The organism is Tamlana sp. I1 (assembly GCF_015355625.1).
Lineage (GTDB): Bacteria > Bacteroidota > Bacteroidia > Flavobacteriales > Flavobacteriaceae > Pseudotamlana.
Genome location: NZ_JACLAF010000009.1, coordinates 32,418 through 53,465, shown reverse-complemented (window position 1 = coordinate 53,465; position 21,048 = coordinate 32,418). Strand labels below are relative to the sequence as shown.

The 21,048-nt window shown below is 32.7% G+C and carries 19 protein-coding genes and 1 other RNA gene; 10 read left to right on the top strand and 10 right to left on the bottom strand.

Annotation, left to right across the window (positions count from 1 at the left end):
• Nucleotides 1-159: 159 nt before the first annotated feature.
• Entirely contained in the window at nt 160-1,896 is a 1,737-nt protein-coding gene (locus tag H6X70_RS09515; RefSeq protein WP_194767448.1) for a hybrid sensor histidine kinase/response regulator, read from the bottom strand.
• Between the two features lie 317 nt (nt 1,897-2,213).
• On the opposite strand from H6X70_RS09515, the gene gcvT reads away from it, so the two are divergent.
• From gcvT to H6X70_RS09490, 5 genes are all read left to right on the top strand, one after another.
• Nucleotides 2,214-3,296 carry a glycine cleavage system aminomethyltransferase GcvT gene (gcvT, locus tag H6X70_RS09510; protein WP_194767447.1) on the top strand — a complete coding sequence of 361 codons (1,083 nt, stop codon included), beginning with the start codon at nt 2,214-2,216 and terminating at the stop codon, nt 3,294-3,296.
• A gap of 21 nt (nt 3,297-3,317) precedes the next feature.
• Nucleotides 3,318-4,157: a sugar nucleotide-binding protein gene (locus tag H6X70_RS09505; protein ID WP_194767446.1), complete on the top strand. Its 840-nt coding sequence runs from the start codon at nt 3,318-3,320 to the stop codon at nt 4,155-4,157.
• A gap of 59 nt (nt 4,158-4,216) precedes the next feature.
• Nucleotides 4,217-4,510 (top strand): 4a-hydroxytetrahydrobiopterin dehydratase, encoded by a 294-nt coding sequence (locus tag H6X70_RS09500; RefSeq protein WP_194767445.1) that lies wholly within the window; start codon nt 4,217-4,219, stop codon nt 4,508-4,510.
• Between the two features lie 145 nt (nt 4,511-4,655).
• Nucleotides 4,656-5,375 (top strand): YebC/PmpR family DNA-binding transcriptional regulator, encoded by a 720-nt coding sequence (locus H6X70_RS09495; RefSeq protein ID WP_194767444.1) that lies wholly within the window; start codon nt 4,656-4,658, stop codon nt 5,373-5,375.
• A 158-nt stretch (nt 5,376-5,533) separates the two neighbouring features.
• Nucleotides 5,534-6,520: a Gfo/Idh/MocA family protein gene (locus tag H6X70_RS09490; RefSeq protein ID WP_194767443.1), complete on the top strand. Its 987-nt coding sequence runs from the start codon at nt 5,534-5,536 to the stop codon at nt 6,518-6,520.
• 88 nt (nt 6,521-6,608) lie between these two features.
• Here H6X70_RS09490 and H6X70_RS09485 read toward each other — a convergent pair whose 3' ends face one another.
• The 3 genes from H6X70_RS09485 to H6X70_RS09475 all read right to left on the bottom strand — a co-directional run bounded on the left by H6X70_RS09485 (nt 6,609) and on the right by H6X70_RS09475 (nt 8,383).
• Nucleotides 6,609-7,088, bottom strand: coding sequence for a hypothetical protein (locus H6X70_RS09485; protein ID WP_194767442.1), 480 nt, complete (start codon nt 7,086-7,088; stop codon nt 6,609-6,611).
• A 106-nt stretch (nt 7,089-7,194) separates the two neighbouring features.
• Nucleotides 7,195-7,557, bottom strand: coding sequence for a hypothetical protein (locus H6X70_RS09480; protein WP_194767441.1), 363 nt, complete (start codon nt 7,555-7,557; stop codon nt 7,195-7,197).
• A 94-nt stretch (nt 7,558-7,651) separates the two neighbouring features.
• On the bottom strand, nt 7,652-8,383 hold the full coding sequence (locus H6X70_RS09475) for an NYN domain-containing protein (protein WP_194767440.1): 732 nt from the start codon (nt 8,381-8,383) through the stop codon (nt 7,652-7,654).
• Nucleotides 8,384-8,542: 159 nt separating this feature from the next.
• Between H6X70_RS09475 and H6X70_RS09470 the strand changes: the two genes are divergently transcribed.
• Nucleotides 8,543-11,146: a zinc-dependent metalloprotease gene (locus H6X70_RS09470; protein ID WP_194767439.1), complete on the top strand. Its 2,604-nt coding sequence runs from the start codon at nt 8,543-8,545 to the stop codon at nt 11,144-11,146.
• 237 nt (nt 11,147-11,383) lie between these two features.
• Here H6X70_RS09470 and H6X70_RS09465 read toward each other — a convergent pair whose 3' ends face one another.
• From H6X70_RS09465 to H6X70_RS09445, 5 genes are all read right to left on the bottom strand, one after another.
• Nucleotides 11,384-11,932: a 1-acyl-sn-glycerol-3-phosphate acyltransferase gene (locus H6X70_RS09465; protein ID WP_194767438.1), complete on the bottom strand. Its 549-nt coding sequence runs from the start codon at nt 11,930-11,932 to the stop codon at nt 11,384-11,386.
• Nucleotide 11,933: 1 nt separating this feature from the next.
• On the bottom strand, nt 11,934-13,022 hold the full coding sequence (locus H6X70_RS09460) for an iron-containing alcohol dehydrogenase family protein (RefSeq protein ID WP_194767437.1): 1,089 nt from the start codon (nt 13,020-13,022) through the stop codon (nt 11,934-11,936).
• Nucleotides 13,023-13,210: 188 nt separating this feature from the next.
• Entirely contained in the window at nt 13,211-13,912 is a 702-nt protein-coding gene (locus tag H6X70_RS09455; protein WP_194767436.1) for an HAD family hydrolase, read from the bottom strand.
• Nucleotides 13,906-14,616 carry a 3-deoxy-manno-octulosonate cytidylyltransferase gene (gene kdsB, locus H6X70_RS09450; RefSeq protein ID WP_194767582.1) on the bottom strand — a complete coding sequence of 237 codons (711 nt, stop codon included), beginning with the start codon at nt 14,614-14,616 and terminating at the stop codon, nt 13,906-13,908. Before kdsB ends, H6X70_RS09455 begins: the two co-directional genes overlap by 7 nt.
• A gap of 117 nt (nt 14,617-14,733) precedes the next feature.
• Entirely contained in the window at nt 14,734-16,158 is a 1,425-nt protein-coding gene (locus H6X70_RS09445) for an ATP-dependent RecD-like DNA helicase (protein ID WP_194767435.1), read from the bottom strand.
• A 131-nt stretch (nt 16,159-16,289) separates the two neighbouring features.
• Between H6X70_RS09445 and H6X70_RS09440 the strand changes: the two genes are divergently transcribed.
• Genes H6X70_RS09440 through H6X70_RS09430 form a run of 3 tightly spaced genes read left to right on the top strand, consistent with a single transcriptional unit; the run spans nt 16,290 to nt 18,368 of the window.
• The gene (locus H6X70_RS09440) at nt 16,290-17,027 is read left to right on the top strand and encodes a hypothetical protein (RefSeq protein ID WP_194767434.1); all 738 of its coding nucleotides are present in this window, start codon (nt 16,290-16,292) and stop codon (nt 17,025-17,027) included.
• Complete coding sequence (locus H6X70_RS09435; RefSeq protein WP_228530323.1) at nt 16,975-17,829, top strand: DUF3822 family protein; 855 nt, start codon at nt 16,975-16,977, stop codon at nt 17,827-17,829. The genes H6X70_RS09440 and H6X70_RS09435 overlap by 53 nt, the downstream gene beginning before the upstream one ends.
• Nucleotides 17,829-18,368 carry an RsmD family RNA methyltransferase gene (locus H6X70_RS09430; RefSeq protein ID WP_194767433.1) on the top strand — a complete coding sequence of 180 codons (540 nt, stop codon included), beginning with the start codon at nt 17,829-17,831 and terminating at the stop codon, nt 18,366-18,368. Before H6X70_RS09435 ends, H6X70_RS09430 begins: the two co-directional genes overlap by 1 nt.
• Nucleotides 18,369-18,625: 257 nt before the next feature.
• Here H6X70_RS09430 and rnpB read toward each other — a convergent pair.
• An RNA gene (gene rnpB / locus H6X70_RS09425) (RNase P RNA component class A) lies at nt 18,626-18,964 on the bottom strand.
• A gap of 342 nt (nt 18,965-19,306) precedes the next feature.
• On the opposite strand from rnpB, the gene dnaX reads away from it, so the two are divergent.
• Nucleotides 19,307-21,025: a DNA polymerase III subunit gamma/tau gene (dnaX, locus tag H6X70_RS09420; RefSeq protein WP_194767432.1), complete on the top strand. Its 1,719-nt coding sequence runs from the start codon at nt 19,307-19,309 to the stop codon at nt 21,023-21,025.
• Nucleotides 21,026-21,048 lie beyond the last annotated feature (23 nt).

The following is a 21,048-nucleotide window of genomic DNA, read 5'->3' as shown; positions in this document are numbered from 1 at the left end:
AATTACAATGAAAATACTAATAAAAATCTTACAATTCAATGAGGAGTTTGTTTAACCACATGAGCGGATTAATTTCAGAAATAATAAATAGTAATAAATGAAATTAACTGAAAACAAATCAGTAATAAACAAAAATATAAACAGCTTAAAAGAAACTATTTAAGAAATAGCTTCTTTGGAATAGTTTCTTAGTACAGCAAAAAGATCCTGCTTACTAAATGGTTTGGAGAGTATATCATCAAAGCCAAGCCTTTCTAATTTTGCAACAAATTCGGCGCTTGGTATGTTAGCTGTAAAAGCAACAACACTTACATTTGGTCTTAATTTTTTAATATGTTCAATAGCCATAAAACCATCCATTTTTGGCATTTCCAAATCTAAAAGCACGAGGTTGATATCTTTGTTTTCTTTTAAAATCTCTATAGCTTCAATACCATTTGTAGCTTCATTAATTTTTAGCACGTGTTTTTCTAATAACTTCTTGGCATACATCATACTAACCATGTTATCTTCAACTAGTAAAATGTTCATTTTCAACAAAAACGCTTCATTTATAGGTGCTTCAACTTTCTCTTTAATAGCGGTTAAAGCCTCTCGTTTTAAACTTAAAGGAAACTGAAAACGCGTTCCCTTATGTAAAATACTTTCTACTTGAATTTCAGAACCCATCGCCTTAATAATAGATTGAGAAATGGATAAACCTAAACCAGTACCTCCATAAACAGGGTTCTTTTCATTTTTAATTTGCTGAAAACTTTCAAATACTTTATGTAGATTTTCAGGCGCTATACCTATGCCTGTATCTATCACCATAAATTGTATTTCAACTTGATCGTTATTGCTGTTTATTACTTGAGCAGAAAATGTAATACTTCCTTGATCGGTAAATTTAATGGCATTTGAAATCAGGTTATAAATTACTTGTGCCAAGCGTTTATCATCAATATCAACCACTAAATCCTTCAGTTTAGGATCGATATAAGAGTGTAATTCTAAATTCTTTTCTTCAGCTTTATTAATAAAAGGTATGGTGATTTTCGTTAAAAACTTATATAAAAGTTTAGGTTCATAAGCTAATTCAAACAGTCCAGATTCAATTTTATGAATGTCTAACATGTCATTTACCAACAACAACATATTGTTATTACAATGGTCTAAGATTTCAAAGTATTTTTTGTTGTTTGCTTCCTCAGATTCGTTATCTAGAATAAGCTGAGTTACACCATTTATGCTATTTATTTGAGTACGCAGTTCATGTCCTAAATTAGATAACACCATGGTGCGTCTATCTTTTTCACTTTCTGCATTTTCTTTATCGAAGGAAATCTTATTTATAACAGATTTATTATAACCTAAGGCTTGCAGAGAAATTACCATCATGACTCCAAAATTCACTGCGGAATTCAACATAAATCTAAAATGAATTTGCTCCTTAGTTAAATCTGGATAATACTCAGAATACATAGGAGAAACTAAAAAAGTAAGCAGCAAAAACGTTAAGATAATAGCATAAAGGTTATTGGTGTGTTTTTTAAAATAGACCTCCCGACGAATAACATAAGGCAAACAAAAAAGTAGTCCAAATTGAAACCAATAATAGCCAGACATAATGCCTTCTAAATAAGTTAAACCTAGAGTAGCACTTCCTAACAATACGAAAACAATATATGGTCCTACAATGTAATTACGCTTCACTACAAAAGCATACACGCTTACACTGAAGCCTATAAGGGGTAGTAAAATTAAATAGCATGAGGCAGTTAAACTGTTTTGAATACTTATATAGATATAATAAAGATTAAATAGAATTGCTGCTATATAAATATTCATCGCCAACTTAAAAGAAGTTTTGCGTATTAAATCTTTAAAATTAAGAGTCCTAAGTGATTGTGCCATTGAGAGTTTAAGAGACATCAAATGTAAGTATTATTATAACTTCATTTCAAATAATGGCTTTTTGTTTTTGCTAAAAATTTCACACATAAAATTAATTTATGCATTTTCAACCTGTTTAAATGTAATAATTCGTGAAATTACAACGTGATTTCTTACAAATTACATTTATTTTCTTAGTCATAATTAAAAAGTCAAATCTTTTATTTAACGCTATTTAACAACTAACGCCCACAGTAAACCAGATAAATTTCAATACTTTTGTTTTTGAAAAAAAGTAACGTATTTCCGCTTTATAGGAATAAAAACATCGATTTTTTATGAAAAACACAGCCTTAACCGAAACACACATTGCCCTTGGTGCAAAATTAGTTCCTTTTGCAGGATTTAACATGCCTGTTCAATATGAAGGGGTAAATAGTGAACATGAAACAGTTAGAAATACTGTTGGCGTTTTTGATGTGTCGCATATGGGTGAGTTTTTAATTGAAGGTGAGCATGCATTAGACTTGATTCAAAAAGTTTCTAGCAATGATGCTTCAAAATTAACAATTGGTAAGGCGCAATACAGTTGTTTACCTAATGAAGATGGCGGAATTGTTGATGATTTAATCATCTATAAAATTAAAGAAGACACGTACTTATTAGTGGTAAATGCTAGTAACATAGAAAAGGATTGGAACTGGATTTCATCTAAAAATGATGTTGGCGCCACTATGCGAAATTTAAGCAACGATTACTCGCTATTAGCTATTCAAGGACCCAAAGCTATTGAAGCCATGCAAAGTATTACCAGTCATGACTTATCGGCTATAAAATTCTATAATTTTATTGTTGGTGATTTTGCAGGTATAGACCATGTTATTATTTCAGCAACAGGTTATACAGGTAGTGGAGGCTTCGAAATATATTGTAAAAACAGTGAAGTAAAACAAATTTGGGATAAAGTTTTTGAAGCCGGAGCAGATTATGGCATCAAGCCCATTGGACTTGCAGCAAGAGATACTTTACGCTTAGAAATGGGATATTGTTTATATGGAAATGATATAGATGACACTACATCGCCCATTGAAGCTGGTTTAGGTTGGATTACAAAATTCACTAAAGATTTTACCAATTCTGAAGCTTTAAAATCTGAAAAAGAACACGGTCCAAAACGTAAACTTATCGCCTTTGAATTAGATGAACGCGGTATACCTCGTCAAGGTTATGATATTGTAGATCATAACGGTCAAAAAATTGGAGTAGTTACTTCTGGCACCATGTCGCCAAGTTTAGGAAAAGGCATTGGTTTAGGATATGTACCAACCATTTTTTCAGATGTAAATAGTAAAATAAATATTCAAATTAGAAAAAACGCGGTGCCTGCAACCGTTATTAAATTACCGTTTTATAAAGGGTAAACGTATTTTATTGGTTTTTAAATGAAGGGGAAGGTGAACGAAAGTAAACATACGGTATTAATTCTTGGTGCGAGTGGTTTTTTGGGAGGCGCTATTTACAAGGAACTCTGCTCCTATTTTAGAACCTTTGGAACTTTTAACAGAAATAATTCGGCCTTAGAAAAGAATAAACATTTTTTTCAGTACAATTTTGAAGAAGATGATATTTACGAAATCCTTGATATTGTAAAACCAACTATTATTGTTTCAGCCCTTCGGGGTGATTTTTCTAAACAGGTTTTACTACATCAGCATCTAGCAGAATATGTGCTTCAAAATAAAATCAAATTACTGTTTTTATCATCCGCCAATGTTTTTGATGCCTATAGTAAATTTCCGAGTTATGAGTTTGACAAAACCTATAGCACTAGCATTTTTGGACATTTCAAAATAAAAATTGAAAACTTGCTACTACGTTTACCAAAAAAGCATGTTGTTATTATTAGATTACCTATGGTTTTTGGAGCGCAATCACCAAGAATTCAGGAGATTTTAAATCTTATAAAAGCAAAGGAACCTGTTGAAATCTTCCCAAATTTAATCATGAATGTGACTAACGATTTTAAAGTCACACAACAAATTCACTACATAATAAACCGCAATAAATCGGGCATTTTTCATTTAGGAAGCCAAGATTTAGTACATCACGACGATTTTATTAAAGACATAGTAGCCTCGTACCATTTGAAGGAAAAACCTATTTTTAAACTGGTTTACACCACAAATGATGAAAGGTATTTAGCGGTTTTACCAAAATTTAATAAACTCCCCAAACACCTTCAGCTTGAAAGTGACGATATTTTAACAGAATTAAAATTATAGTTTTTCATAATTAAAATTTCAATTCCTTAAATTGTAAAACAATATAAATTCAGACTATTATGAGTAAACTTTCAGAACAAGATATAGAGAAAAAACTACTTCGTTTTCCAGATTGGGAATATTACGACAATGCCATTCACGGCGAATTTGAATTTGAAAATTTTAAAGATTGTTTCAGTGCCATGAGCCGAATTGCTTTTGAATGTGAAGCTTTAAATCATCATCCAAATTGGACCAATGTTTATAATGTGCTTACCATTTCTTTGTCTACACATAGCGCAAACGGAGTTACCGAAAAGGATTTTGAATTAGCGCAAGCCATAGAATATATTGTAGAACCCGAAGAAGATTAATTTGTAATTGGTTAGTATATTTTTAAATTTGCGTGAGTAAAATTTAGATGAAAAAATTCTTGTCTTCGCAGGAATAAAAATAAAAATAGATTCCCTCTCGACAACTATCGCGATTCGAGGGAATAACGAAATAAAACTTCAAATTATGGGAAGAGCTTTTGAATTTAGAAAAGCAAGAAAAATGAAGCGTTGGTCTGCCATGAGTAAAGCCTTTACGCGTATTGGTAAAGATATTGTAATGGCTGTAAAAGAAGGTGGTCCAGACCCTGCAAGTAACTCACGTTTACGTGCTGTTATACAAAATGCGAAAGCCGTAAACATGCCAAAAGACAACGTAGAACGCGCTATTAAAAAAGCAAGTGATAAAAGTCAAGGCGATTATAAAGAAGTTGTTTTTGAAGGTTATGCACCTCATGGTATTGCCGTTTTAGTAGAAACAGCAACCGATAATAACACGCGTACCGTAGCTAACGTTAGAAGTTATTTTAATAAATGTGACGGTAGTTTAGGAACTTCTGGTTCGGTAGTATTCATGTTCGACCATACTTGTAACTTTAGAATTAATGCTGAAGGTTTAGATCCTGAAGAATTAGAGTTAGAGTTTATTGATTTTGGTGCTGAAGAAGTTTTTGCTGATGATGATGGGATTTTAATTTATGCCCCTTTTGAAAGTTTTGGTGCCATTCAAGCAGAATTAGAAAGCCGCGATATTGAAATATTATCGTCTGGGTTTGAACGTATCCCACAAGTAACAAAGCAACTTACTCCAGAGCAAGCTGCCGATGTTGAAAAATTACTTGAAAAACTAGATGATGATGACGACGTTCAGAATGTGTATCACACCATGGAAGAAAGTACAGATTAACAATTATAAAGAGAGCTTAACGGCTCTCTTTTTGGTTTGAAGAATGATTTAAGCATTTTCATCATAGCATGTCTAAAATCATTTATAAAAACTTGAAAACAAGTTCAGATTAATAAAACCATCCACCTTTGTCAACTCCAAATATCAAAAGTAACATCATGAAAGCATTAAATAAAAATATAAATTGGGGAATTATTGGCTGTGGCAATGTTACCGAAGTTAAAAGTGGCCCTGCATACAAACTAACTAAAGGTTTTAATATTGCAGCAGTAATGCGCAGAGACGCCGATAAGGCAAAAGACTACGCTAAACGCCATAACATAGAAACCTTTTACAGCGATGCCGATCAACTTATAAACGACCCAAATATTGATGCCGTTTATATTGCAACACCTCCAGATACTCATAAATATTACGCTTTAAAAGTTGCAGAAGCAGGCAAACCATGTTGTATAGAAAAACCGCTTTCGCCTAGTTATGCTGATAGTTTGGTTGTTTATGAAGCTTTCAAAGCTAAAAAACTACCTTTATTTGTGGCATATTATCGTAGATCACTGCCTAGATTTTTAAAAATAAAGGAATGGCTTGATGCTGATTTAATTGGTGACATAAGACATATAAGTGCGTTACTTAGCAAACCTGCCAGCGAAACCGATTTATCGAAAACATACAATTGGCGTACCGATGTAAACATAGCTCCTGCTGGATATTTTGATGATTTAGCCAGCCATGAATTGGATTTATTTACCTTCTTTCTAGGGAATATTAAAGAAGCACAGGGTATTAGCTTAAATCAGCAAGGATTATATACCGCAAAAGATGCTGTAACAGCTTCCTGGTTGCATGAAAATGGTATAACAGGCTCTGGAACTTGGAATTTTGGATGTCACGATCATTTAGATAAAGTAACAATTTATGGATCTAAAGGCACCATAAAATTTTCGGTGTTTCACGATAATCCTATTGTATTAAAAAGCGAATCGAAAAACGAAAGCTTGTTTATAGAAAATCCTAAACACATTCAATTTCCTCATGTTGAAAACATGAAAAATTATTTTGACAATCATGATAAAACACACCCTTCAACAGGAGAAACAGCGCTTCATACCAGTTGGGTAATGGATAAAATTTTAGGTGAAATCTAGAATTTACTCCGCTCCTACTTCATATAACTCATAAAACAAAGCCCTGCATACTATAATACAGGGCTTTTGTTTTACTATTATTCTTATATTATTGTGTTATACAATCATTTATAATTTGAGTCCATCTATCTAATAAAATAATCTCGCCATCAAGTTGAATATCTACATCAGCATTATAAATTTCTAATGCAATTTCTCTCTTGTTTTTATCAATAGGAATTAAAATTAATTCTAGTTTTTCAATAACATTTTGATTATTACTTTTATTTCTAAATGTTATTTTTTTATCCCTACAGGTTTCATATTCCACAAGGTTTATACTTTGCTCAATTACAGCTCCTTTTAATTGTTTAAAGAAGAAAAGCTGCTTTTTGTTTGTATCAATTCCTATTGCTATACCGCCACAAGTTTCATGTTTATTAATCACACAATTTTCTTGTTTTGCGTTATTAGTTAATGATCTTATTATTTTTAAATATCTTTTTTTTCTACCCACTCCTATTGTAATAATTGGTGCAGCACACATAGCTACTAGAATAGAACTAACGATGGTATTTCCTAAATCCATTTTTACTTTTTTAAAATTTGTATAATATTATTGGTGCATTATTGAAGAACAATGCTTAACGTGTTAAAAGTCATTTCTTTTAATAGAAATGACTAGTAAAAAGGAATTACCAAAAATAATGGAAAGGAAAGATAACGTCTGATTTTCGATGTTTAATCAGAAGATTTCTAGATAAGATAACATATTGAGAATATGCTGTTTTTAAAAATTGCTCTGTGATTTTGGTACCAACAAAAAAGACTTTAAATAATTTATCAAAATCTGCGGTAGGTAAATTGTTTACTTCATTTATTGAATATTCAAACTGTGAAGTGTCACAAAAAAGCGTTGTTGAAAAATGCTTTTCTTGAATAGTTGTTCTAGAACTGCTGTTGTTAGAAGGAACAATAGACTTTGCTGCAAGACCTATTGTAAAGCAATAGATTGCAGTTAATAAAATAACGTTCCAGATTCTAATACTATTTTTCACGCTTCAAAATTAAACTATTTTTAAATTAAACATTTAAAAAAAATGTGAAAACCGCGAATATATACTCAAACTCAAATTTATAGCAATTAAAAATCTAACTCTTATTCTTCACAAAAATTAATTTAAAACGACCATTTGTTTGATCGCGTTGTTCCAATTCAAATTGATCTAAAGATTTAAAAAGCGGCGTTAATTTTTCAAAACCAAAATTACGAGAATCAAAATTAGGTTGCTTTTTAATTATTAACGAACCTACATCGCCTAAAAAAGCCCAACCATCATCGTCGGCTGCATCTTGAACCGAATGCTTCAACAATTGAATCACTTTTGGAGTAATATTGTATAAATTCTGCTTTGTTTTTTTGGTGCCATCGGTTAGTTTTTCAGAATCTTTTTTCAGAATTTCTAAGTAAATAAACTTATCGCAGGCCACAATAAACGGGTTTGGCGTTTTCTTTTCGCCCATGCCATAAACCACCAAACCTGCTTCACGCAAACGCGTGGCTAATTTTGTAAAATCACTATCGGAAGATACCAAACAAAAGCCATTCACTTTTTCAGAATATAAAATATCCATAGCATCAATAATCATCGCCGAATCGGTCGCATTTTTTCCTGTGGTATAACCGTATTGTTGTATGGGCGTAATAGCGTTTTCAAGCAAAATCGTTTTCCATTTCGCTAAATAAGGCTTGGTCCAATCGCCGTAAATTCTTTTAATTGTCGGGGTTCCGTATTTGGCAATTTCTTCCATCATTTCAGAAATATACTTTGCCGGAATATTGTCGCCATCAATTAAGACGGCAATTTTGGTGTCTTTAATCATATGCAATAAAGATACAGAAATATCGTGACCTTGCTAAATCTCTAAGGAATTAACGCTTTTTAACTTTTTTTAAATACATATAGACTTAATTCTAAGTATTTTTATAGCGACTAATTCAAATAACTAGGATTTCAATCCTAAAATAATCGTATTCAATCTATGAAATCAGCCAAAAATTCTTTCAGGCTTATTTGCCTATTGTGTTTATCCATCTTTGTTTTATCCACACAACCTTCTGAGGCACAACGGAAAAACAAGAAAAAGAAAAAAGAAGATACCGAAGCCTCTACAAAAGCTTCAGAAAAAAAAGACAAAAAAAAATCCATTGCCGAATTAACCAAATCGAGTCACAAAAAAGAAGGATTATTTACCATTTATCAAGATTCCATTACGGGGTCTATAAAAATGTTAATTTCTGAAGACCAAATTGGTAAGGAATATATCTATTTCAGCCAAATTGTTGATGGTGTTATGGATGCAGGAAGAATAAATAGAGGTGCTTACAAAGGCTCTAAAGTTTTTAAAATCAATAAATATTTTGATAAAATTGAGTTTGTAACTCAAAATACTGCCTTCTATTTCGATCCTGAAAGTCCGTTAGCAAAGTCTGAAGGCGCTAACACAAGCCACGGTAATATGGCAAGCATTAAAATTGAGAGTTATGATAAAGATAACGGCCAATATTTAATAAATGCAGACGATTTGTTTTTAGGAGAAACCCTAGAGCAAATCAAATCCCCTACCCGCCCTGGCGCATCTCCAACCGATTTTAAACTTGGTAGTTTAAACAAAGGTAAAAGTAAAATTAATGCGATTAAAAATTACCCAGAGAACACCGATTTAGCTGTAGAATATGTGTATTCATCGCCATCGGTTTTAAATAGAGGTTCTAACGCTGTTGCAGATGGTAGAAATGTTAGCATTAAAGTTTATCACAGTTTAATCGCTATGCCAGAAAATGATTATTTACCGCGATTTGATGACCCTCGAGTAGGTTACTTTACAACACTAGTAGACGACCAGACAGCAACAAACTCTACGCCATACAGAGATTTAGTGCACAGATGGCATTTAAAAAAGAAAAATCCTGAAGCAGCTATATCTGAACCTGAAGAACCTATTGTTTGGTGGATTGAAAACTCGACGCCTTTAGAGTGGCGAGAAACCATAAAGCAAGGTGTTTTACAATGGAATGTGGCTTTTGAAAAAGCAGGTTTTAAAAATGCTATGGTTGTAAAAGTACAACCCGATGATGCCGATTGGGATGCTGGTGATATTCGTTATAACGTTTTACGATGGACCTCTTCTCCAAAACCACCTTTTGGAGGCTACGGCCCTAGCTTTGTAAACCCTAAAACGGGACAAATTTTGGGTGCCGACATCATGCTTGAATTTGTTCATTTTACAAACCGTGTGTTTTATGATAAGGTTTACAATTTGGCTACAGCACAAAAACCTTATAACGGAAATGACCATGAACATAATGAGGATGAATTTCAATCCTGTTCTTTTTCTGACGCAATGCACAACGATATCATGTTTGCTAACGCGGTAGCTTCAGCAACTGGAGCTTCAGATATGGAGTTGGAAAGGGTAAAAAAAGAATCGATGTTAGCGCTAATTATGCATGAAATCGGACATACTTTAGGCTTAAATCATAACATGAAAGCAAGTCAATTATTTTCTCCTGAACAACTTGCCGATGCCGAATTTATAAAAGGTAAATGTTTAACAGGCTCTGTTATGGATTATGCCACGCTTAATATTACTAAAGACCGTAGCAAACAAGGGCAGTATGCTGATGTTGCCGTTGGACCATACGATATTTGGGCTATTCAATATGGCTACACACCTTTTAAAACAGGAAAAGAACGTTACGATTTATTAAATGAATCGACAAAACCAGAACTTATCTTTGGAAATGATGCCGATGATATGCGTTCTCCTGGAAAGGCGATTGACCCGAGAGTGATGATTAACGACCAATCTAATGATGCTATAAGTTATTCTATTGACCGCATTGAATTGTGTGAAAACTTAATGCTTACTGCAAAAAGTAATTTTGTAAAAAATGACGAATCTTATCAAGAGCTTAGACGCGTTTATTATTTATTAAGCGACCAAAAATCTGGTGCTGCAGGTATAATTTCAAGATATATTGGAGGTGTTTACGTAGATCGTGCTATGGCAGGACAAGAAGGCGGAACTCAACCTTACACTCCTGTTAGTTACAACGATCAAAAAAGAGCCATGAAAGCTTTAAACGATTATGTGTTTGCTCCAGACGCATTTAATGCTCCAGCAGATTTATACAATTACTTAGCCATGCAACGTCGCGGCTTTAATTTTAGAACGCCTGAAGACCCTAAAATTCATACACAAATATTAACGTACCAAAAAAATGTATTAAATCATCTTTTACATCCAAATACATTACAGCGTATTTCTGATTCTGAATTATACGGAAATACTTATACTTTATCAGAGGTAATGAGCGATTTGAATAAGGCTATTTTTAAATCTGATATCTCTGGTAACGTAAATTCTTTTAGACAAAACCTACAGTTAGAATACACAAATATGCTTATTGACATCCTTACAGGAAAGCAAGCCAGTAAATATTCGAATAACGCTAAATCTATGGTGTTATATAACTTAAATAGCATTAAAAACTGGGCTTCACCATCTGGGGATTTAGCTTCAAAAGCGCATAAACAACATTTAAGAACATTAATAGATAATGCTTCTAAGGAAATAAAATAATTTGTTTTTTTATTAAAATTTCAAGCCATACTCTTCTGAGTATGGCTTTTTTACGTTAACGAGGTTCTTAAACTTATACCGTTTTGATCTAAGGAGAAATATTTGAAATAAAAAAAAGCCACTTCAGCGTTTGAAATAGCTTTTTGTTAAGCCGGACATGTTTCTTTTTAGGAACAACGAATTGTTTACTTTATGTTTCATGTGCTTATTTAAAGTTAAGCATTTTTTATACCAAAATCAAGAATACTCAGGAATTTTCCCCTTAACGTTATCAAAAAACCGATAAAATACTTTAAAATCTTCTTCAATATTATCGGTTGGATAAAAAGGTTCTGAAATTTTGTTTTGTTTATTTTCAAAATCTAAAGTAAACATGATAATGGGCACATTGGCTTTTTTCGCTATGTAGTAAAAACCTGTCCGCCAGTTTTCTACTTTTTTTCTTGTACCTTCAGGAGCTAAAGCAATTCTAAATTCTTCTTCATTATCAAATAATTTAGCAATAGCATCTACCTTATTTTCGTTTTCCTGACGGTTTATTGGTCGGCCACCAATAGCCTTTAAAAACCATCCTATAGGAAAGACAAACAATTCTTTTTTTCCAATAAAATTGCTCTTCATATTTACAACAGCTCGAAGCAAAACGCCTATATAGAAATCGTGCCAACTGGTGTGTGGTGCAGCTATAATAATCGCTTTTTTAACGGTATCCCGTGAAAAGGTTGTATTGCCAACAATTCGCCAACCTAATATTTTAAAATAAATTAGCTTAGCCAACCACTGCATATTACATTTTTTGATAAAGTTCCTTTAATTTAGCTCTTGTAATTACTTTTTTCCAATTTTTACCAATGGCATTCTCCCAAAGTGGTTCAAGGCCTAAAGAGACATCAATCATAATATCAAATTCTTCATCATTTAAATGTGCACAAATACCTTGTGGCAATTCAATACCATGCTGCGCTTTCATTTGTTTAAACAATGCTACGCCTTCTGGATAATAATCTTCTAATTGATCGAAAACAATACAGTTTCCTATACCGTGTTTTGTTCCTAATAAATAGGATAAACCGTAACTCATGGCGTGAGCTACACCAACTTGAGAGTAAGCAATACTCATACCGCCGTGCCACGATGCCATCATTAGTTTTTCTTGAGCTTCAGTATCTGTTATAGGATTACTGTGTTCTAAGAATATTTCTTTGCATAAATCAAAAGACTTTTCACCATAACTCTGACTAAACGCATTAAGATAAGAGCCTTTTAAAGATTCTACGCAATGAATATAACAATCCATGCCTGTGTAAAACCACTGCTCTTTTGGCACATCTTTGGTTAATTCGGAATCTAATATAACTTGATCGAAAGGTGTAAAATCTGAGTTTATGCCAAGTTTTTTATCGGGGCCCGTTAATACCGTTGTTCTAGAAACTTCTGCTCCTGTTCCAGAAATGGTAGGAATCCCAACATGATAAATCGCTGGGTTTTTAACCAAATCCCAACCTTGATAATCTTTAGCTTCACCTTCATTGGTAAGCATGATGGCTACTGCTTTTGCTAAATCCAACAAAGTTCCTCCTCCAATACCAATAATACCAGACGGACGTTCTTTTGTGTTTAAAATGATTTCTTCAACCAAGGCATCAACCTGCGAAGTTTTAGGTTCTTCTTTAGATGAAATGAATATAATTCTATCATCATAATACAATGAAATTCTAGATGTTAACCATGGATTATTTTTGAAAACATCGTCTACCAAAAAAATAAAAGGTGCATTAAGACCTAAGCGTTTTGGGGCTAAAACTTCATTTAATTGATTAAAACTACCTCTGCCAAAAATTACTCTTGGCACCATTGGAAAGTTCTTATAACTCATTTAACACATTTCTTTTTAGAATTATCAAAAATACTATTATTTTAAATTTTAAAGCTTCATTTATTACCTAAATATGGCTCTTATTTACCAGAAAACACTTTCAGTAAAAAACACTTTAACGTATATACTTATAAAGCTATTTGTTAGTATTTTAACTTAAAATTTGTTTTAGTAACCAAAACTAGGGGCTACTTTAAAATGTTTAAAATTTCAATTAACGACCCTATGGTTTTATAACTTTTGCCATTCGTTTCTTTTTCATCTACCTCTTCGTGAGCCCATGTGGTATGAAATGGCACATGTATGGCTTTGGCATTGATGTTAACCAAGGGTAATACATCCGATTTTAACGAATTTCCAATCATTAAAAACTCGGAAGGTTTTACATCTAAATGTTTTAATAATTTAGTGTAGTTAGACTCCTTTTTATCACTTAAAACTTCTATATGATGAAAATATGGCGTTAAACCAGATTTCTCCAATTTTCGTTCTTGATCCAATAAATCGCCTTTTGTAGCAAGAATTAAGCGGTATTTAGTTGATAAAGCTTTTAAAACATCTTCAACACCATCTAATAACTCAACAGGTTTGTTAAGCATGTCTTTGGCTATATTTAAAATAGCTTCGATAGTTTTTGGTGACACATTTTTATTAGATAATTCCAACGCACATTCAACCATAGATAAAGCAAAAGCCTTTACGCCATAACCGTATAAAGGTAAATTGCCAATTTCCATTTTAAAAAGCTCTTGGTCAATTTTATTAGGGGTTTCGTATTTAGACAACAGTTTTGAAAACTCCAATTCGGCTTCGCGAAAATAGGTTTCGTTAACCCATAAAGTATCATCGGCATCAAAACCTATTACTTTAATGTCTTTATAATCTACCATATTTTTTTAGCGCGTTCTAAATCTTCAGGCGTATCAATTTCTACACCTTCAACATCGGTTTCAACCATTTTAATACGCTTTCCGTACTCTAAATAGCGAATGCATTCAATCTTTTCAGAAGCTTCTAGAGGCAACATAGGTAGTTTGTAAAAATCTAAAATAGCCTCTTTTCTAAAAGCATAAACGCCTTTATGTTTAAAGTGTTTAGCTCCAGAATTTTTATCTCTTAAATAAGGAATCGGACTTCTAGAAAAATAAAGTGCAAAATTGAAATTATCAACAATTACCTTTACAGTATTAGGGTTGTTAATTTCTTCTTCATTAGTAATATGTACCATTAAAGAAGCCAAATCGATGCTTTTATCTGCATCATCTTTAAAAACCTCAATAAGTTTTTTCAAAGATTCTTTATCGGTAAAAGGCTCGTCGCCTTGAACATTAATAACAATATCGACATCCATAAATTCTACGGCTTCGGCAATTCTGTCGCTACCACAATCGTGTTCTTTTTTGCTCATCATGGCTTTTCCGCCGTTATCTACAATTTCATTGTAAATAATTGTGCTATCGGTAACCACAATAACATCATCAAACAAATTGGTAGCTACAGTAGCTTCGTAAGTACGCAGAATTACTGTTTTGCCCCCAAGATCTTGCATAAGTTTTCCTGGGAAACGTGATGCCGCATAACGCGCCGGAATCATTGAAATTATTTTCACACGTTTAAATTTATAGTGTTATTTTGAAATCCTATTTAAATTCAAAAATACTTAATTTTTATGCTTTTTTAAGCTTTCGCTCATTTAATTCTGATGTAGAAGTTATTCCTCGAAAAATTCATCTTTAAAACCAATAAGATATAATTTTTCTTTGGCTCTTGTTACCGCGGTATAAAGCCATCTTAAATAATCTTTGTCAATACCATTTGGTAAATAAGGCTGCTCTACAAAAACAGTATCCCATTGGCCACCTTGGGATTTATGACAGGTTATAGCATAAGAAAATTTAACCTGTAAAGCATTAAAATGTTTGTTGCCTTTTACTTTTAAAAACTTTTTATACTTGCTGGTTTCTGTTTCGAAATCCTTCATCACTTCTTGATATAGTCTGTTTGAATCTTCATAAGTTAATGAAGGGGTTTCAGCATCAATAGTATCTAGAAGTAGAACGGTTTCAAAAGGTGTCATTTTAGGATAATCAACCATTCTAACTTTAACTTCTGCAAAACGAAATCCGTAAAGTTCTTCCAATCTAAAGATTTCTAAAACTTCTATAATGTCGCCATTAGCAATAAATCCAGCTTCTGTGGTTGGTTTTACCCAAAAATAATTATTCTTAACGACCATCAAATAATCGCCAGCAGACAATTCATTTTCATTAAACAAAATACGACTTCTAATTTGCTGATTATACAAATTAGCACGCTTATTACTACGAACAATAATAGCGGTTTCTTCGTTACCTAATGCACTATACGAATCGTTTATAGCATCCATAATCTCGTAACCATCAACCAAACGAACAATGTCTTTATATGGTGCTAAATCAAATTTAAAAGCATCGAAAAAAGAACTAGATAGCGTTTCACGCAGTACAGTGGCATTGGCTAATATTCCAGAATCTTGATCTTGTCGCACCACTTCATCCAATTCCATTCGAGTCACTTCCTTATTATAGTTAAGACTTAGCGTATTTTCATCTAAAGCTGGACTAATATCCAATTTTACAGGCGGTAATTGCGCTGTATCTCCTATTAAAAGGAGTTTACATTGGTGACCAGAATACACGTATTGCATTAAATCGTCTAATAAAGAACCCATCTCAGAGAATTTAGACTCTGCAGGCGTATCTGGAATCATAGATGCTTCATCAACAATAAAAATGGTGTTTTTATGCTTATTTGGTTGTAAAACAAATTTTACGCCACCACCCTTTTCTTTTTTTGGAAAATATATTTTTTTATGAATGGTGAAGGCTTCTTTGCCTGAATAATTAGAAATAACCTTCGCTGCTCTACCCGTTGGCGCTAGTAATACAGCGCTTTTCTTGGCTTTCCACAAGTTTGTTACAATAGAACCTACAATAGTTGTTTTTCCCGTTCCGGCATAGCCTTTTAGCAAATAGAGCAAATTTGGCGACGGACTTAAAATAAATTCGGATAATTGCTGTAATACAATATTTTGTTTAAGGGTTGGTGTAAATGGAAACTGCTGTTTTATAAGGAGATAAAATTGGGAAGCATTCATGTAAGGGCGCTTGTAGGGAATTATTTTTTCAAAGATAGAAATGATTTTTACTCTCTTTGTTTTTACGGTTAAAAAAAAATTGTAGATTTGCTAATCTACAATTAAATAAACTTTTAATTAAAGAACACACTATGTTGAAATTTATTCTTATCACAGTCGCTGTGATACTAGTTGCAGTTGGCTTGATTAAGTTGGTTGACAAATCTAATTCTTCTAAACTTAAACCTTTTTTAACAATTTTATTGTGGATCGCTATAGGATTCTTCGGCTACCAAACTTACAATTCTGTATATGAGCCAATTAAATTTAACAAAGTAAAAAACAAGCGTTATGTTCAAGTAATTGAAAGCTTAAAAGATATTAGAGATGCAGAACTTGCACACAGACAAGTTACAGGAAAATTTACAGATAACTTTGATAAATTAATCCAATTTATCGACACCGCTAAATACACCATTACACAACGAAGAGATTCTACTATTTTAGATGTAGAGCAATCTAAATTATATGGTGTAGATACTTTTAAAGACATTTATGTAATTGATACTTTAGGATTTGTTCCTGTAAAAGACTCATTATTTAAATCGTCTAACAGATACAAAACAATGATGAATGTTCCTGTTGGAAAACCTGGTTCAAAATTTGAATTAAAAGCAGGTTTCATCGAGCAAAATAAAATTCAAATTCCTGTTTTCGAATCTTCTGTTAAAAAGAACGTTATTTTATTCGACCAAGACAATGATTTACTTGTTCAAGAAAACCAAGTAGTTTCTGTTGATGGTGTTAATGGAGACGCTTTAAAAGTAGGTTCTATGGATGAAGTTAAAACAAACGGAAACTGGCCAAAAACATATGGCGCAAACGAATAGTTTAAACAAACTACAAAATCTAGAATTGTCCATTCAACTAAGTTTGAGTGGACTTTCTTTTTGTGTACTAAATCGTAATTTTAATTCGGTTATACATTTACACGCTATTACCTTCGAAAAAAAACTAAATCCTTTACAGTTATTAGACCGTTTAAAGGCGCTTTTCGATACTAAAAAGGAATTATCGAAAGATTTCACTAAAGTATCTGTTATTCACGATAACGAGTTATCTACACTCGTTCCTCAGGCTTTTTTTAATGAAGATTGTCTAGCCGACTATTTAAAATTCAATACCAAAATATTAAAGTCCGATTATATTACTTTCGATACCATTTTTACAAACGAAAGTGTAAATGTTTACGTGCCCTACATAAACATTAATAATTTTATTTACGATAAGTTTGGTGCCTTTACTTTTAAACATGTTTCTACCGTTTTAATTGAACACATTTTACGTATTGAAAAAAACAGTGAAACCAATAAGGTTTATATCAATGTAAGTCAAGATCATTTTGAAATTGTTGTTACTGAAAATTCCAAATTAAAATTATATAACACCTTCACATACCACACCAAAGAAGACTTTATTTATTACATATTATTTACTGCCGAACAACTGAATTTAAACCCTGAAACTCTTAACTTAGTGTTTTTAGGCGATATTATTAAAGGTGACGACTTATATGAAATCGCTTATAAATATATTCGAAACATTACTTTTGGTAGCCGACAAGATGCTTTTAAATTTGAAAGCAAGCCTAAAACCAACCATTCAAACTTTACTTTAATAAACAATTTATAATGCGCATAATATCAGGATTATACAAGAGCAGAAAAATTATTGCACCAAAAAACCTACCTGTGCGTCCAACCACAGATATGGCTAAGGAATCCTTATTCAACATTATAAATAACTTATATTATTTCGATGATATTTCGGTTATCGATTTGTTTGCTGGTACAGGAAATATCAGTTACGAATTTGCTTCACGAGGCACCGAAGACATTACCTGCGTCGATCAGGATTTTGGCTGTATTAAATTTATAAACAAAACGGCCGAAGAATTCGATATGCCCATTCAAACCATTAAAAGTGATGTTTTTAAGTTTTTAGAATCTACATCACTACAGGCTAATCTTATTTTTGCAGATCCACCTTACGATTTCACTGTAGAACAATTCACGAAAATTCCAGATTTAATTTTCAAAAACAACCTTTTACTAGAAGGCGGTATACTTATCGTAGAGCATTCCAAACACACCGACCTATCAAATGTAAATAATTACGCATATTCTAAAAGTTACGGCGGTAATATGTTCAGTTTTTTCGAAATTGAATAGTTTTTGTATACTAATCTGCTTTTTTTCAGTACCTTAGTATTCTTCCTTAAGATAGTCCTAAATTCTATCATTTTAAACACCTAACTCTTGAGTCATTTCAGGTGTTACTTTTCATATCTATTTTTGGTATTTCAGTTGTTTACATACATGCATTAATCACAATATAATGCCCATTTATACGAAATAATTATTAGGTTAGTCACTAGTTATTAAATGATAAACCCTTCTTTAAACTTAATTAAAGAAGGGTTTATTGATGCTTAAGTAAATCTATAATCCGAATTCTGTTCTTCCTGAACTCGTTTCAGGATCTCCTGAAAAAGAACGGGAATACCTTATCATTTATCTGCGTGCATTGTTACCAATACACTTTAGCTGCCTACCCTCTAGCATCAAACGTGCCGCCTTCAAGCGCTAGTTTACATGGCATTGCACCACATAGAGTTTACCTGGTTTCACTACAGCATGACCTGTACATACTTTCTGTTGCACTTTTCCTAATCTCACGACTGGTGGTTATTAGCCACTATGTTGCACTATGGTGTTCGGACTTTCCTCCATTCATTTACATGAACAGCGATAAGGCAATCTACTTGCTGCAAAAATACAACACTCTAAATCCAATTTCCTAATTCAAATCATTAATTTTTTGGGCGCTTCCAAAAGGTCGGGCTTTCCGTTATATCTTTTTTTGCCGTAGGCGGCAGCAAAAAAAGGATGCCACTACAAACCCTAGCGCAGGTGTTTACCAATTCAATTTATATATCTGCTCATTTATTGACATCCTGCTTTCAATTTATGCTTCTACTAGTAAAACTCAAATCAAAGTTCATGAAACCATTTTACAGTTTATATTTGTTAATAACTCATCTTAATTTATGGGTTCAAAATTCTAATTTCTAAATTGAATTTTTAACTTTGTTATCTAAGTTTTTTCAATGGAACATTTTGTAGTATCGGCACGAAAATACAGACCACAAACGTTTAAAGACGTTGTTGGTCAGCAAGCTATTACAAATACTTTATTAAATGCTATTGAAAACAATCATTTAGCACAAGCCCTATTATTTACGGGGCCACGAGGCGTTGGTAAAACTACTTGCGCTCGTATTCTTGCTAAAATGATAAATAGTGACGGCAAGGAAACAGGCGATGAAGATTTTGCGTTTAATGTTTTCGAATTGGATGCCGCATCAAACAACTCGGTAGACGATATTAGAAGCTTAACCGATCAAGTTCGTATTCCGCCACAAGTTGGAAAATACAAGGTTTATATTATTGACGAGGTACACATGCTCTCGCAAGCGGCTTTTAACGCTTTTCTTAAAACTTTAGAGGAACCGCCAAAACACTGTATTTTTATTTTAGCGACAACTGAAAAACATAAAATTATTCCAACCATTTTATCGCGTTGTCAAATATTCGATTTTAAACGAATTACCGTTAAAGATGCCAAAGAATATTTAAAATATATTGCTGAAGAACAAGGCATTACTGCCGATGATGATGCATTGCATATAATCGCTCAAAAAGCAGATGGCGCCATGCGTGATGCGCTCTCAATTTTTGACCGAGTGGTGAGTTTTTCAGGAAAAAACTTAACGCGACAAGCCGTTACCGAAAATTTAAATGTGCTGGATTACGAAACGTATTTTACAAGCACCGATTTAATTTTAGAAAATAAAATCCCAGATTTATTGCTTCAATTTAATGAAACGCTTTCAAAAGGTTTTGATGGCCATCATTATATAGCAGGCTTAGCATCACATTTTAGAGATTTATTAGTCAGTAAAAACTCTGAAACTATTGAGCTTTTAGAAGTTGGCGATCAAACAAAAGCTAAATATCTCGAACAGGCTAAAAAAGCATCACAGGAATTTTTAATGCAAGGTATAAATCTTGCAAACGACTGCGATCTCAAATACAAAACCAGTAAAAATCAGCGACTTCTCGTTGAATTATGCCTTATGCAGCTTGCCTCTATCACTTTCGATGGAGAAAAAAAAAATAGCAAACATTACATAATTCCTGCCTCTTACTTTAAAAAGAAGGGCATCACTCCTATTCCTGTTCAGGTTCCTAAACAAATTGAAGCTGAAACAGAAAAGCAAGCGGTTTCAGAAAATGCTGTAGCGAAAAAGCCAGCTACTAACTTTCAAAACAACCAATCCCCTAAAATTGTTTTAAAACAAGATACCAAGCGGGCTTCAGGACTTTCACTTAGCAGTATTCGGGCGAAGAAAGAACACCAAATTAAACAAATGGAAGTGGTTGTTGATGAGGAAAACTTACCAACAGAAGCCTTTACCGAAGAAGCTTTTATAAAAGTTTGGAATACTTATATTGCTAAGTTAAGAAGTGATGGTAAACATAATTTAGCCTCTATTTTATCTATAGATACCCCTAAAGTAAAGGGAACAGTGGCGCATTTAGTGTTTCCAAATGCTACAAATAAAGTTGAAGTTGAGCGCCAACAATACGAACTTTTAAACTTTATTAGACAATCACTTAGCAATTATGATATTAGCTTAGACATAACCATAAATGAAGTTATGGAAAAGCAATACGCATACACATCCATAGAAAAATTTGAAAAACTAAAAGAGAAGAACCCTAATATTGATATTTTAAGAAAAACGTTCGATTTAGATGTTTAACCCTTTTTGTTTATCTGAAAAAA

Excerpts from the sequence above, each read along its gene's own strand:
- H6X70_RS09470 (WP_194767439.1), top strand. The coding sequence starts at position 8,543 with ATGAAATCAGCCAAAAATTCTTTCAGGCTTATTTGCCTATTGTGTTTA.
- H6X70_RS09455 (WP_194767436.1), bottom strand. The coding sequence starts at position 13,912 with ATGGTAGATTATAAAGACATTAAAGTAATAGGTTTTGATGCCGATGAT.
- H6X70_RS09435 (WP_228530323.1), top strand. The coding sequence starts at position 16,975 with ATGAAGTTAAAACAAACGGAAACTGGCCAAAAACATATGGCGCAAACG.
- H6X70_RS09500 (WP_194767445.1), top strand. The coding sequence starts at position 4,217 with ATGAGTAAACTTTCAGAACAAGATATAGAGAAAAAACTACTTCGTTTT.
- H6X70_RS09490 (WP_194767443.1), top strand. The coding sequence starts at position 5,534 with ATGAAAGCATTAAATAAAAATATAAATTGGGGAATTATTGGCTGTGGC.
- H6X70_RS09495 (WP_194767444.1), top strand. The coding sequence starts at position 4,656 with ATGGGAAGAGCTTTTGAATTTAGAAAAGCAAGAAAAATGAAGCGTTGG.
- gcvT (WP_194767447.1), top strand. The coding sequence starts at position 2,214 with ATGAAAAACACAGCCTTAACCGAAACACACATTGCCCTTGGTGCAAAA.
- H6X70_RS09445 (WP_194767435.1), bottom strand. The coding sequence starts at position 16,158 with ATGAATGCTTCCCAATTTTATCTCCTTATAAAACAGCAGTTTCCATTT.
- H6X70_RS09515 (WP_194767448.1), bottom strand. The coding sequence starts at position 1,896 with ATGGCACAATCACTTAGGACTCTTAATTTTAAAGATTTAATACGCAAA.
- H6X70_RS09475 (WP_194767440.1), bottom strand. The coding sequence starts at position 8,383 with ATGATTAAAGACACCAAAATTGCCGTCTTAATTGATGGCGACAATATT.
- H6X70_RS09465 (WP_194767438.1), bottom strand. The coding sequence starts at position 11,932 with ATGCAGTGGTTGGCTAAGCTAATTTATTTTAAAATATTAGGTTGGCGA.
- H6X70_RS09440 (WP_194767434.1), top strand. The coding sequence starts at position 16,290 with ATGTTGAAATTTATTCTTATCACAGTCGCTGTGATACTAGTTGCAGTT.
- H6X70_RS09430 (WP_194767433.1), top strand. The coding sequence starts at position 17,829 with ATGCGCATAATATCAGGATTATACAAGAGCAGAAAAATTATTGCACCA.
- dnaX (WP_194767432.1), top strand. The coding sequence starts at position 19,307 with ATGGAACATTTTGTAGTATCGGCACGAAAATACAGACCACAAACGTTT.
- H6X70_RS09460 (WP_194767437.1), bottom strand. The coding sequence starts at position 13,022 with ATGAGTTATAAGAACTTTCCAATGGTGCCAAGAGTAATTTTTGGCAGA.
- H6X70_RS09485 (WP_194767442.1), bottom strand. The coding sequence starts at position 7,088 with ATGGATTTAGGAAATACCATCGTTAGTTCTATTCTAGTAGCTATGTGT.
- H6X70_RS09505 (WP_194767446.1), top strand. The coding sequence starts at position 3,318 with ATGAAGGGGAAGGTGAACGAAAGTAAACATACGGTATTAATTCTTGGT.
- kdsB (WP_194767582.1), bottom strand. The coding sequence starts at position 14,616 with ATGATTCCGGCGCGTTATGCGGCATCACGTTTCCCAGGAAAACTTATG.